This is a genomic window from Mycobacterium sp. DL592 (assembly GCF_011694515.1).
Classification (GTDB): Bacteria; Actinomycetota; Actinomycetes; order Mycobacteriales; family Mycobacteriaceae; genus Mycobacterium.
This window is the reverse complement of sequence record NZ_CP050192.1, coordinates 4,733,965-4,746,762: the sequence shown is the minus strand read 5'-3', so window position 1 is coordinate 4,746,762 and position 12,798 is coordinate 4,733,965. Positions and strand designations below refer to the sequence as shown.

Annotated in this window: 11 protein-coding genes; 4 read left to right on the top strand and 7 right to left on the bottom strand. The window is 66.3% G+C overall.

Features of this window, described 5'->3' with window-relative positions:
- Nucleotides 1-8: 8 nt before the first annotated feature.
- Nucleotides 9-1,895, bottom strand: coding sequence for a PTS mannitol transporter subunit IICBA (locus HBE64_RS22800; protein ID WP_243841716.1), 1,887 nt, complete (start codon nt 1,893-1,895; stop codon nt 9-11).
- 251 nt (nt 1,896-2,146) lie between these two features.
- Between HBE64_RS22800 and HBE64_RS22795 the strand changes: the two genes are divergently transcribed.
- Nucleotides 2,147-3,205, top strand: coding sequence for a zinc-dependent dehydrogenase (locus HBE64_RS22795; RefSeq protein WP_167107565.1), 1,059 nt, complete (start codon nt 2,147-2,149; stop codon nt 3,203-3,205).
- Nucleotides 3,206-3,271: 66 nt separating this feature from the next.
- Here the strand turns inward: HBE64_RS22795 and HBE64_RS22790 are convergent, their stop codons facing one another.
- Genes HBE64_RS22790 through HBE64_RS22780 form a run of 3 tightly spaced genes read right to left on the bottom strand, consistent with a single transcriptional unit; the run spans nt 3,272 to nt 7,285 of the window.
- Nucleotides 3,272-4,732, bottom strand: coding sequence for an aldehyde dehydrogenase family protein (locus HBE64_RS22790; RefSeq protein ID WP_167107562.1), 1,461 nt, complete (start codon nt 4,730-4,732; stop codon nt 3,272-3,274).
- A 1-nt stretch (nt 4,733) separates the two neighbouring features.
- Nucleotides 4,734-5,939 (bottom strand): acyl-CoA dehydrogenase family protein, encoded by a 1,206-nt coding sequence (locus HBE64_RS22785; protein ID WP_167107559.1) that lies wholly within the window; start codon nt 5,937-5,939, stop codon nt 4,734-4,736.
- Between the two features lie 2 nt (nt 5,940-5,941).
- Nucleotides 5,942-7,285, bottom strand: a complete 1,344-nt coding sequence (locus HBE64_RS22780) for an NAD-dependent succinate-semialdehyde dehydrogenase (RefSeq protein WP_167107556.1) — start codon at nt 7,283-7,285, stop codon at nt 5,942-5,944.
- A gap of 104 nt (nt 7,286-7,389) precedes the next feature.
- Between HBE64_RS22780 and HBE64_RS22775 the strand changes: the two genes are divergently transcribed.
- Both HBE64_RS22775 and HBE64_RS22770 read left to right on the top strand, forming a co-directional pair.
- Nucleotides 7,390-8,001 (top strand): helix-turn-helix domain-containing protein, encoded by a 612-nt coding sequence (locus tag HBE64_RS22775; protein WP_243841426.1) that lies wholly within the window; start codon nt 7,390-7,392, stop codon nt 7,999-8,001.
- 73 nt (nt 8,002-8,074) lie between these two features.
- Nucleotides 8,075-8,326 carry a hypothetical protein gene (locus tag HBE64_RS22770; protein WP_167107553.1) on the top strand — a complete coding sequence of 84 codons (252 nt, stop codon included), beginning with the start codon at nt 8,075-8,077 and terminating at the stop codon, nt 8,324-8,326.
- Here the strand turns inward: HBE64_RS22770 and HBE64_RS22765 are convergent.
- A complete protein-coding gene (locus HBE64_RS22765; protein WP_167107550.1) occupies nt 8,312-9,850 on the bottom strand; it encodes a bifunctional 3-(3-hydroxy-phenyl)propionate/3-hydroxycinnamic acid hydroxylase in 1,539 nt (512 codons plus the stop codon). The genes HBE64_RS22770 and HBE64_RS22765 overlap by 15 nt on opposite strands.
- 64 nt (nt 9,851-9,914) lie before the next feature.
- Here HBE64_RS22765 and HBE64_RS22760 point away from each other — a divergent pair, with 64 nt between their 5' ends.
- The gene (locus HBE64_RS22760) at nt 9,915-10,601 is read left to right on the top strand and encodes a TetR/AcrR family transcriptional regulator (RefSeq protein ID WP_167109560.1); all 687 of its coding nucleotides are present in this window, start codon (nt 9,915-9,917) and stop codon (nt 10,599-10,601) included.
- On the opposite strand, the gene HBE64_RS22755 is transcribed toward HBE64_RS22760, so the two are convergent.
- Both HBE64_RS22755 and HBE64_RS22750 read right to left on the bottom strand, forming a co-directional pair.
- Nucleotides 10,592-11,530 (bottom strand): fumarylacetoacetate hydrolase family protein, encoded by a 939-nt coding sequence (locus HBE64_RS22755; RefSeq protein WP_167107547.1) that lies wholly within the window; start codon nt 11,528-11,530, stop codon nt 10,592-10,594. The genes HBE64_RS22760 and HBE64_RS22755 overlap by 10 nt on opposite strands.
- On the bottom strand, nt 11,527-12,657 hold the full coding sequence (locus tag HBE64_RS22750; protein ID WP_167107544.1) for a VOC family protein: 1,131 nt from the start codon (nt 12,655-12,657) through the stop codon (nt 11,527-11,529). The genes HBE64_RS22755 and HBE64_RS22750 overlap by 4 nt, the downstream gene beginning before the upstream one ends.
- Nucleotides 12,658-12,798: the final 141 nt, after the last annotated feature.

Below are 12,798 nucleotides of genomic sequence, written 5' to 3'. Positions count from 1 at the left end.
CGACATTCTCACTTGCCGGGGCCGGCGAGTACCTCCCGGACCTCTTCGGGTGTCTGGGCCGCGCGCAGCCGCGCCACCTCGTCCTTGCTGAGGAATACCCCGGCGATCCTGGTCAGCAGGTCCATATGGTCCTTGCCGGCACCAGCAATGCCGACTACGAACTCGGCCGGCTTACCGTTCCAGTCGATCGGTTCGGCATAGCGCACGAACGAGATACCGGACCGCTTGATCGCGGATTTGGCGTCGTTGGTGCCGTGCGGAATGGCCAGGCCGTTGCCCATGTAGGTCGACACCGAGGCTTCGCGTTCGTACATCGCCTCGACATAGGCCGGTTTGACTGCGCCTGAGGCGACCAACAGCCGTCCCGCCTCGCCGATCGCACCATCGCGGGTGGTCGCTGTCCCGGCCAGCACGATGGCTTCCATGCTCAGCACATCCTCGGGCGGTGAGTCACCGGACGGCTCGACCACGGCGGGCTCGGTGCCGTTGCCGGCGTGGCCGAGCAGTTCCACGATCTCGTCGTACTGTGGCGCGTTCATGAAGTTGTCCACCGAAACATGCACGGCCGACGGGGTTTTCTGCTTGGCACGCGCCGTCAGGTCCTGGTGGGTCACCACCAGGCCGTAGCTGTCGGTGAGATTGGCGATCGACGCGTTGGTGACCTTCACGTCGGAGAATCCCGCGGCCTGGACCTTTTTGCGCAGCACCGACGCGCCCATGGCCGATGAGCCCATGCCGGCGTCGCAGGCGAACACGATCGTGGTGATCGGGGCGCTGCCCGCTGAACCCAGCAGGGCGGCAGACACGCTCGACTTCTTGCCCTTGAGCGCCTCCATGTCGGCGGTGGCTCCCCCCAGGTCGCCGTCGTCATCCGAGCGGTCGGTCTTGAGCAGCAGGGCGGCCACCGCGAATGAGACTGCGGCGGCGCCGAATACCGACAGCGTGACACCGAGGAAGCTACCGCTGGCGGTTTGGGCGTAGACGGCGATGATCGAGCCCGGGGCGGCGGGTGCGCGCAGGCCGGAACCGAACAGCACGTTTATGAAGATGCCCGTCATGCCGCCGAGAATCGTGGCGACGATCAGCTTGGGTTTCATCAGGACGTACGGGAAGTAGATCTCGTGGATCCCGCCGAAGAACTGGATGATCGCAGCGCCCGGAGCCGATGCCCGCGCGGCACCCCGCCCGAAGGCCATGTAGGCCAACAGGATTCCCAGACCGGGTCCCGGGTTCGCCTCGAGGAGGAAGAGCACCGACTTGCCGGTCTCCAGCGCCTGAGTGGTGCCCAGCGGGGTGAGCACGCCGTGGTTGATGGCGTTGTTGAGGAACAGTACCTTGGCGGGCTCGATGAAGATCGAGGTCAACGGCAGCAGGTTGTGGGCCACCAGGAAATCGACGACATGCCCAGCGCCCTTGGAGAATGCCGTCACGATGGGGCCGATCCCGAAGAAGCCGAAGACCGCCAGGATCAGCCCGATGATGCCCGCCGAGAAGTTGTCGATGAGCATCTCGAAGCCCGGACGAATCTTGCCGTCCCACAGCGCGTCGATCTTCTTGATCACCCAGCCGCCGAGTGGGCCCATGATCATCGCGCCGAGGAACATCGGGATGTCCGAACCGGCGATGACGCCCATGGTGGCGATGGCGCCCACCACGCCGCCGCGGATCCCGTAGATCATCCGGCCGCCGGTGGCGCCGATGAGGATCGGCAGCAGGTAGGTGATCATCGGCGCGACGATGCCGCCGTGGGCGAAGTCACCCCAGCCGCCGATCTTGGCCACCCAGCCGTCCGGGCTGCGCAGTCCCTCGAACAGGCCGGTGAGCCAGCCCGCCTTGATGAACAGCGCGGTGATCAGACCCCAGGCGATGAACGCGCCGATATTGGGCATAACCATGTTCGACAGCGACGTGCCCAGCTTCTGCACGTGCACACGCGCGCCGGTCCGTGGCTTGGCTTCGGTGGTTGTCACTGATGGCCTCCGATCTGGGGTCCCGTGATGCGAGTCACATCGTTTCACCAGTAAAACCCACAAATGGGCACCGTGGCAAGCAAACGGGCATAAATGGGCAAAAATAGTAGTGGTTTTATGCCCGTACTGGGTTAGAGTGCTGTGTGACGCACTCGACCAGCGGAAGGACGACCACGATGAAAGCCCTGCGTTTCTACGCGCCGGAGGATGTCCGCCTCGAAGACGTGCCCGAACCCCAGTGCGGTCCCGACGAGGTCAAGATCCGGGTGCGCAACTGCTCGACGTGCGGCACCGACGTCAAGATCTTGCACAACGGTCACCAGAACCTGACTCCGCCGCGGACCATCGGTCACGAGGTCGCCGGCGAGATCGTCGAGGTCGGAGCCAAGGTCAACGCGACGTACGGCAGCGACTGGAAGGCAGGCGATCGTGTTCAGGTGATCGCCGCGGTGCCCTGCGGCGAGTGCTACGAATGCCGCAAGGGCTGGATGGCGGTATGCCAGAACCAGACGTCGGTCGGCTACCAGTACGACGGCGGATTCGCCGAGTACATGATCGTGCCCAGCCAGGTGCTCAAGGTCGACGGACTCAACCGGATTCCCGACAACGTCGGCTTCGACGAGGCGTCGGCCGCTGAACCGTTCGCGTGCGCCATCAACGCCCAGGAACTGCTCGGCATCGAAGAGGGCGACACCGTCGTCGTGTTCGGCGCCGGCCCGATCGGGTGTATGCACATCCGCATCGCCCGCGGTGTGCACAACTGCGGGCCGGTCTATCTGGTCGACGTCAACGACAGCCGCCTGAAGATGTCGGCCGACGCCGTGCACCCCGACGAGGTCATCAATGCCGCCGAGGTCGACGTCGTCGAGAAGGTGATGGAACTGACCGGCGGACGCGGTGCCGACGTCGTCATCACCGCCACGGCGGCCAACATCACCCAGGAGCAGGCCATCGCGATAGCCGCACGCAACGGCCGCATCTCATTCTTCGGTGGCCTGCCCAAGACCAACCCGACGATCACCTGCGATTCCAACGTCGTGCACTACCGCCAGCTGCACATCCACGGCGCCAACGGGTCCGCCCCGGAACACAACAAGCGCGCACTCGAATACATCTCCACCGGTCAGGTGCCCGTCAAGGACCTGATCACCTGCCATATCGCCCTCGACGACGTGCTTGACGCATTCGGCATCGTCAAGAGCGGTGAGGCCATCAAGGTGACCGTCGAGCCGTAGGGCACCAGCCGTTGAGTGAGTACTGACGGGTCAGGTATCGGCTGAATTGCCGACCTCAGTACTCACTCAATCTGTAGCGCCGCCGCGCAGGTACACCGTGGTGGTGTGGGTGAAGAACTCGCGGGCCGCCTGCCCCTGTTCTTTGGGGCCGAGGCCGCTCTTCTTGGCGCCACCGAACGGGACGTGCGGGTCGGCACCCGCCGACTCGGAATTGATGTGCAGCACACCGACGTCGACGAGCTCGACGGCCTGCAGTGCACGGGTCACATCCTGGGTGAAAACCGCTGCGGACAAGCCGAATTCGCTGTCGTTGGCCAACGCGAACGCTTCCTCGGCATCGGCGGCGCGACGCAGTGCGACAACCGGGCCGAATAGCTCCTCGCCCCAGATGTCAGCGCCGTCTGCGACTTCGACGATCGTCGGTGCCACGAAGAAGCCGTCGGCGAGCAGTCCGTCCCGGTAGGGCACGCCGCCGGCCAGGACGCTGCCGCCCTGGGTCACCGCCGAGTCGACGCCCGCCTGAATGCTCTTCTGCGCCGACCCGCTGATGACCGGACCCATCTGGGTGGTGTCGTCGATCGGGTCGCCGACGGTCAAGTCGCGCGCCCGCTCAGCCAGATCGGCCACAAATCGGTCTGCGATCCCATTGGTGACGATCAAACGTGATGTGGCGGTGCATTTTTGGCCGGTGGAGCGAAACGCGCCCAGCATGACCTGCTCGAGGGCCAGCTCCACGTCGGCGTCGTCGAGCACCACGGCGGCATTCTTGCCGCCCATCTCGGCCTGCACCGGCACGCCCCGCGCCGCCGCTGCGGCCGCGATTCGCCTGCCCACCCCGGTGGAGCCGGTGAACGTGATCGCGTCCACGCCGTCATGGTTGACCAGCCGGTCGCCGATCGCCGACTCGCCGATCACGACGTTGAGCACGCCCGCGGGTAGACCTGCGTCCTGCAGCGCCTCGGCGAGCCGGATCGCCAGCAGCGGAACGGTACTCGCCGGTTTCCAGACGACCGTGTTGCCGTACACCAGGGCGGGGGCGATCTTCCAGGCCGGGATGGCGATCGGGAAGTTGAACGGGGTGATCACCGCGACCACACCGATCGGCTTGCGGGTCACCAGGATCTGCTCACCCGTCCGCGGTGAAGCGAAAATCTCGCCGGCGGATCGGTCGCCCTCATTGCCGTAGTAGCGCAGAATCTGGGCGGCGCGCCGTACCTCGCCGACCCCCTCCGCCCGTGTCTTACCCTCTTCGAGCGCCAGCTCGAGGCCCCAGTCCTCGGCATTGCGCTCGACCACCGCTGCGGCGTCGAGCAGGATCGCTCCCCGCTGGTGGATCGGGGTCGCCGCCCACGCTCGCGCCGCACCGCGGGCAGCCGCGACCGCCTGGTCCAGGTCGGCGTCGCTCGCGCAGACACCCTCGGCGACAACCACACTGGGCCGTGTGGGGTTGATGCTCGTCAGCTCCGAGCCGCCGCCGCGATGCCACTCCCCGGCAATGAGATGCCGGAGTTCCACAGCTGCGGTCATATCAGCGGAACGCGGCGTGACCGGTGAGTGCGCGACCGATCGACAGCAGGTGCATCTCGGAGGTGCCTTCGTAGGTCAGCACCGATTCGAGGTTGTTGGCGTGCCGCAGCGGCGAGTACTCCAGGGTGATCCCGCTGCCGCCCAGCAGGGTTCGGCATTCGCGGGCGATGGCCAGTGCCTCACGCACGTTGTTGAGCTTGCCCAGGCTGATCTGTTCGGGCCGCACTCCCTCGGCGTCCTTCATCCGGCCGAGATGGATCGCCAGCAGGGTGCCCTTGCCGAGTTCGACGGTCATGTTGGCCAGCTTCTCCTGCGTGAGCTGGTAACTCGACAGCGGACGATCGAACACATCGCGGGACTGGGTGTAGGCGATGGTGGTCTCCAGGGCGTCCCGGGCCGCGCCGAGCGAGCCGAAGACGATGCCGAACCGAGCCTCGTTGAGGCACGACAGCGGAGCGCCCAGGCCCTCGGCGAGCGGCAACTGCGCCGAGGCCGGCAGCCGGACGTTGTCGAGCACCAGCTCCGAGGTCACCGACGCCCGCAGCGACAGCTTCTTGTGGATCGCGTTGGCGGTGAAGCCCGGCGTGTTCGTCGGTACCAAGAAACCCCGAATGCCGTCGTCGGTCTGCGCCCACACCGTGGCGACGTCGGCGAGGTTGCCATTGGTGATCCACATCTTGGTGCCGTTGAGCACCCAGTCCGCGTTGTCTCCGGCGCCAGAGCGCCTCGCGCGCGTGCGCATACCGGCCGGGTTGGAGCCGAAGTCCGGTTCGGTCAGCCCGAAACAGCCAATGGCATCCCCGGCAGCGAGCCGGGGCAGCCACTCGTTCTTCTGCTCCTCCGAGCCGTATCGGTAGATCGAGAACATCGACAGTGAGCCCTGCACGGAGACGAAGCTGCGGAACCCGCTGTCGCCGGCCTCCAGCTCCATGCAGGCAAGGCCGTAGCTGACGGCGTTGGTCCCCGCGCAGCCGTAGCCCTGCAGGTGCATCCCCAGCACGCCCATCTCACCGAACTCCTTGGCCAATTCCTTTGGCAGGGTCGCCGATTCGAACCAGTCCTCGACGTTCGGCCGCAGCCGGGTGTCGACGAACTTGCGCACGGTGGCGGCGATGTCGCGTTCGTCGGAATCGAGCAGACGATCGATCGCGAACAGCTCGAGCGGAGCGTAGGTGTCCTTCTTGGGCGGTGCTGTAGTGGTGCTCATGATCATCCGATCCGGATCAGCTTCTTGTTGACGAACTCGTCGATGCCGAACCGGCCCAGCTCGCGGCCGTAACCGGACCGCTTCACGCCGCCGAACGGCAACTCGACACCGTCGGCGCCGACGAGGTTGACGAAGACCATTCCGGCGTCGATCTTGTCGGCTACCCGCTGGGCCTGCTCGCTGTCGGTGGTGAACACATACGAGCCCAACCCGAACGGGATGTCGTTGGCGATCTCGAGGGCCTCATCCTCGGAGTTGGCCTTGAACACCATGGCGACCGGACCGAACAACTCCTCGCGGTAGGTGGGGGAGTCGGGGGACACCCCGGTGAGCACACCGGGCGGGAAGTAGGCGCCCTTGCGTTCACCGGCCGAGACCAGGTTGGCGCCGTCGGCCACCGCACGGTCGATCTGCTCGGCCAGCCGCTTGGCGGCACCCAGCGAAGACAGCGGCGCCAGTTCGTCAGCGGTGTCGAGGACCTTCTTGGTGAATTTGTCCAGGAACTCGTCGTAGAGGTCGGCGGCCACGATGAACCGCTTGGCGGCGTTGCAGGCCTGCCCGGCGTTCTCGAACCGTCCGGCGATCGCCGCTTCGACGGTTGCATCGAGGTCGTCGGTGCTCAGCAGGATGAACGGGTCGGAGCCACCGAGTTCGAGCACGACCTTCTTGAGGTTGCGGCCGGCGATCTCGGCGACCGCCGCACCGGCGCGCTCCGAACCGGTGAGCGAGACGCCCTGCACCCGCGGATCGGCGATCGCCTGCGCGATCTGCTCGTTGGTGGCATAGACGTTGACGTAGGCGCCCGCGGGGAAGCCGGCGTCGTCGAAGATCTGCTGGATGGCTTCGGCGGACTCCGGGCACTGCGGCGCGTGCTTGAGCACGACGGTGTTGCCCAGGGTCAGGTTCGGTCCGGCGAAGCGGGCCACCTGGTAGTAGGGGTAGTTCCACGGCATGATGCCCAGCAGCACGCCGACCGGGCCGCGCTTGATCACCGCGCTGCCTTCGCCGTCGAGCAGGTCGATCGGCTCGTCGGCGAGGAACTTCTCGGCGTTGTCGGCGTAGTACTCGTAGATCGCGGCGCTGAAGTCCACCTCGCCGAGCGCCTGGTCGAGCTGCTTGCCCATCTCGCGGTGGATGATCTCGGCGAGCTTCTCGCGGCGCTCGGTATGCAGCTCGGCGACGCGCCGAATCAGGGCGGCCCGCTCCGCCACCGTGGACGTCTTGGACCACTCGCGGTATGCCTTGGTGGCAGAGGCCAGTGCCTGCTCGATCTGCTCGTCGGTGGCGGTCGGATACTCCCGCACGACGTCTCCGGTCTTGGGGTCGACCACTGCGTACAGACTCATGTCCCGTCCTGGTGTTTAGTAGTGTAAAACTACAGAAGTTATATACCGCTAAACTTTGACTGCGCAAGGCCCAGCGGCCGACGAGCGAAGGTGAGGTGCCCCGCATGTCCCGCAATGCAGCCGCTGCTGACGACGTCACGGACAGCACCGACGGGTGGATGACCCGGCTGGGACCCAAGCTGCGCGCCCTGCGTAAGGATCGGGAGCTGACGCTGGAAGCCGTCGCCGACCGTGCCGGTCTCACCAAGGGCTTCCTGAGCCTGGTGGAGCGCGGCCAGACCACCATCTCGGTACCGAACCTGCTCAAAGTCTGTGACATCCTTGGTGTTTCGCTCGGCTCCCTGTTCGACTACCCGGAGTCTGCGGTGGTGCGTGACGGCCGTGGCGCACCGGTCGAGATGGGCGGCAGCGGGATTCGTGAATACCTGTTGACGCCGCAGACCGAGCCGAACCTTCAGGTGATGCGCTCGGTGCTGCAGCCCGGCGGCGGCACCGGCGGCGGGTACACCCTGGACTCGGAGACGATCTTCGTGTTCGTCGTCCGTGGCTGCCTTCGCCTGCTTGTCGACGGCCAGGAGTCCTTGCTCGAAACCGGTGACAGCTACACCTTTTCGGCCCGCGCGGTGCACTCCTGGGACAACCCGGGTGACGAGGAGTCCGAGGTGCTCTGGTCGATCGTGCCGCCTATTCCGCGGGCGGCCGCTGCGCCGAGCTGAGCAGATTCGGTCCCGTACTGCACGGTGACGTGCTGTACTGGCACAATTGAATCCCTCAGGGGGAGGTTGTCACATGGCCAAGCCGGTCAAGATCTTGCGCCGCAAAGACGGCGAACAGGCTGTCGCGGTAGACCAGCGCGTCCGCGTCCACGTCGACTCCGATGACGAAACCCGCGGCGTCGTGGTCGAAGACTTCGGCGATCTCGCCGGGCAGAGTGTCGATCTGGGCGATACGCATATCGCTGACGCCGCCCGCCGCTGGGCCGTTCTCACCGACGGCGGGACGTTGGTCTTCGTCGATAGCCACCAGCTAGCGCCCGAGTAGCACCGCCGCCAGCGCGCGGCATACCGCGCCGATATCCCGCCCCGCCTTCCACACCGTGCGGTCGGGCCGAACCACGGCCGCATCCGCATTCCCGCTCTGGAGCCATGCGCGCAGCGCAGATCCTGGCTCGGCGATGAGAACCTCTGCGCCGCAGCGCTCGACGTCGGCCCGTTCGGCGTCGGTGAGTTCACGATCGGTGACCACCGTGAAACCGGCGCCCAGGATGTCGTCGAGCCGCTTGCCGTTGGGCGTCATTGCATTGGGGCACAACATCCCACCGAGCGACGTTCCGCCGAGGGCATGTGGCCGCACATCGTGGTGCACCAACGCCGACCGGCGCAGCCGGGGCGTCTGTGAGTCGACGACTCGCTCCCGCAGTCCGGGCAGAAGATGCATTCGCGGAACCAGCTTCCGGCGCAACAGATCACCGACGTCGCCACCTGCGGTCATCGCCCGGCCCACCATGAGTGCGAGACCGATCATCTTGCGGGCGTGAGGTTTCCGTTCACGCTCGTAGGTGTCCAGCACAGCGGCGGGCAGGGTGCCGTCGAGGACCCCGGCGAGCTTCCAGGACAGATTCATGGCGTCGCGCAGCCCGGCTCCCATTCCTTGTCCGACGAACGGGGGAGTCAGGTGCGCGGCATCGCCGAGCAGAAAGATGTTGCCGCTGCGCCAGCGGTCGGCGATCTTGGCCCGGAAGGTGTACTCGGCGACACGGATCAACTCGAGCTCGTTGTCGGCGATCTGGCCGACCCATGGCGCGATGAGGGGTCGTAACGCGGTGATCGCCCGGAAATCGTCCGCGGTCTCGCCCGGTAGCAGACGAAACTCCCAGCGATAGCGGACATCGCCGATCTGCATGAAGGTGCCGGCTCGATGGGGATCACACAGTTGATGCACGCCGCCCCACTGGCCGAGGTCGGCGGTGGTGGCCACGTCGGCGACCAGCCAGCGTTGTTCGAAGTTCAGGTCCCGCATCCGCGCACCGATCCGCGACCGCACCAGGCTGTTGGCCCCGTCGCAGCCCAGCACGTAGTCGGCCTCGACGGTGTGAGTCCCGCCGTCGACACGGTCGGTGTAGGTGACGCGGGCGCGGCCCGACCGATTGTCGTCGATGTCGGTGACCTCGACGTTGCCGCGCAGGGTGGCCTGCGGGTAGCGCTCCAGGTTGGTGCGCAGCAGTGCCTCGAGCTCGGGCTGGTCGAACATGTTGGCTTCGGGATGGCCGTGTCTGCTGTGCGCGGGGTCGCGCTGGAATTCGGTGAGCACGGTGAACCGGGGGTCCAGGAGCCGCAGACCGAGTGCCGGCCGAGAGATCTTGGCGAACTCCTCGGCGATGCCCAGCCGGTGCACGATGCGGTAGACCTCGTCGTCGAGGTGGACGGCCCGCGGCTGCGGGTAGACCTCGGCCCACCGGTCCAGGACCAGGGTCTCGACGCCGTACTGGGCGAGCAGGGTAGCGGCGGTGACTCCGGTCGGTCCGGCCCCGACGATCACGACCCGCGGTTGCTTGGCCTCGTTCATCACCACTCCCTCAGTAACTGACGAAATCGTCACATGCGTGGGCGGTCTCAGTCAAGTCTTTCTGATGAAATCATCAGTAGTGAGTCTTCGCTGTAGGATCAGCGCCGTGGCTGAGGATTCCGAACCGTCGATCAATCGGCTTGAACGGCGTAAGCAGCGCACCCGCGCGGCCCTGATCAGGTCGGCGCAGGCCTTGATCGCAGCGGGCCGGCTCAATGTGCCGGTGCTGGAGATCACCCAGGCCGCCGACGTCGGAATGGGGTCGTTCTACAACCATTTCGAGAGCAAGGAGCAACTGTTCGAGGCGGCTGTCGTCGACGTCCTGGACAGGCATGGCGCCGTGCTGGACCGCCTGACGGCCGATATCGACGATCCCGCCGAGGTCTTCGCGTGCAGCTTCCGGCTGACTGGCCGATTCTTCCGGGAACGCCCGCAGGAGAGTCGCATTTTGCTGGCCAACTGGGGTGCGTTGTTGTCCTCCGACCGCGGCCTGGCTCCCCGCGCGTTGCGCGACATCAAAGCGGCGGTGTCGGCCGGGCGTTTTCACGTCGAGGACCCGGAGCTGGCGCTGACTATCGCCGCCGGTGCGATGCTGGGCCTGGGCTACCTGCTGGAGGCCAAGCCGGAGCGCGACGCCGCGGCGACGGCCGACTCGGTGACCGAAGGCGTTCTCCGACTGTTCGGGATGTCGGCCGACAACGCTCACACCGTGTGTGCAATGCCGTTGCCGGACATCGAATTTCAGGAGTAACGCACCGTCATTCGTTGCGTCCCCAGGTCGATCGCACCGTCGTCGGTGCCCACCGACGCCTCGATCACGTCCCCGTCGTGAAGATACTTGGGGTTCTTGGCCTGAGACTTGAAGAACGCCTTCCACTTGACCGCGGGCGGCAGCAGTGCGCCGATCATCCCGACGAGCTTCGGCGGTGCGCTCAGCGCGGTGCCCACCGGGGTGCCGGTCAGGATCAGATCGCCGGCCGCGAGGTCCTGGAATCGGCTCAGCGACTGCAGCGCCTGCACCGGCCCGTACAGCATGTCGCCGTCGACGAGGGCGTTCTGGCGCTGCTCACCGTTGACCCGCAGCCGCAGCCGCAGCTGCCCGAACCGCTTGAGCTCCTGGGCATTCAGCAGCACCAGCGCGGGCCCGGTGGGTGTGAAGCTCGGGTACGACTTGGCTTCGTAGAACTGGGTCTGCGGAAGCTGGATGTCGCGCGCCGAGATGTCGTTGGTGATCACCAGGCCGGCGATGTAGTCACTCAGGTTCGACTCGGAAATCGATGTGCCGACCGGGATGTCGGTGCCGACGACAAGACCGATCTCCACCTCGTAGTCCAGGAACTTGACGTGGGCGGGTTTGATGACCGGCGCGAACGGCCCACTGATCGAGGCCGAGGACTTGCGGAAGAAGGTCAGCGGAATGGTCTTCGGATCCATTCCGGCGTCTTCGACGTGTGAGGCGAAGTTGGTCATCTGGGCCACCACCCGGCACGGGGTGGTGATGGGGGACAACAGTTCCAGACCGGCGATGTCCACCGTGTCCGTGCCGGCGGCGGCGGTGTCGATGGCGGCGCGGTCCCGCAGGAGTTCAGCGGTGCTCTGCGCGGTGCTGTCGATCTTGACGGCGCCCGCGGGCGTGGCGACCCACCAGGCGTCGGCGGTCCGGAGGACGGAGGTGGTCATGAGGAGACAACTTTCAGAAGGCCGATCAGGCGGGTGATGTCGAACTCGTTTTTGTCGCGGAGCGCGCTGAGCATCGAAACAGCTTCGTGGCGAGCGTTTTTGGGGTTGGTCCCGAGAAAGTCGTTGGTCGCAGGCGGTCCCCACTGCGCCAGGCCCGAGGCGGTGAACGGCGCCCACCCCGGCTCCATGGAGTTGTCGAACACGTCGCCGTCGGCGTAGTGCTCCACCAGGAAACCGTCGGGGTCGCGCCAGTAGTCGAACAGCTGGCTGCCCTGGATGTGCCTGCCGATTCCCCACGAGCGGACGTAGCCTCGCTCGAGCAGGTACTCACCGCCCGCGGCTAGGGCGTCGAGGTCGGCGACCTGATAGGCGGAGTGCACGTAGCGGTTGGCAGGTCCGAGCGCCATGGCCAGGGTGTGGTGGTCGGTCGGGGTCGAACCGCGGTCGCAGCGGATGAAGCTCATGGTCGGTCCGCGGTGGCGCTGGCCGGGAAAATAGAGGAAGTCGCTGACGATCAGCCCGAGGTGCTCCAGATACCAGTTCAGTGACTCGATGTACTTCGTCGACTGCATGACCACATGGCCGAGCCGCTGCACCGATGCGGGTGCCCGAGGCGGGCGCTGGGTTGCATTGGTGCGCCGAACGTCGTGACCGAAGTTGAAGACATGCGGCTGCTGCGGTGACAGGCCGGGCAGCGGGTGCGTTCCGGCGACGACCTTGACGGCTGTGCCGGAGGGATCGGTCAGCTCGACGACCAGCCCGCCCAGCGATTCTGGCAGTGAGCGCGTCGGCGCATTGGTCCGGTCGGCGAGCTTCAAGACGTCGATCTCGTCCTGGGCTTCGAATGCCAGGCCGGTGAAGCGGGTACGCGCGCCCTTGCGGATCAGGACACAGGGGGCGCCGGCATCGGTTCCGCGCAGCGCCAGCTCGTCGGCCGTGCGGTGGGCGACATCGAAACCGAATGCGCGCGCGAACGCTTCCGCCCTGTTCAGGTCGGGTTTTTCGAACTCGAGCCAGGCCAGGCCGGCCACCTTGATGACCGGATTGCGCGCGCGGCCGGGATGCTCGCCGCGCAGTGCGCCCTGGTCGCTGTGCAGCTCGTTGTGCGCGCCCACGACGTCGCTCATCCGAACCTCCTCGATTGACTGACGAAATCGTCACATACGACGGAGTTCTCAGTCAAGTGCCGGGCGCGCACCATCGACTCTGCGGGCAGATCGCGGTCCGAGGTCCGATCGGCGATCTGTGCGCAGACTCGGCGGAGTGTG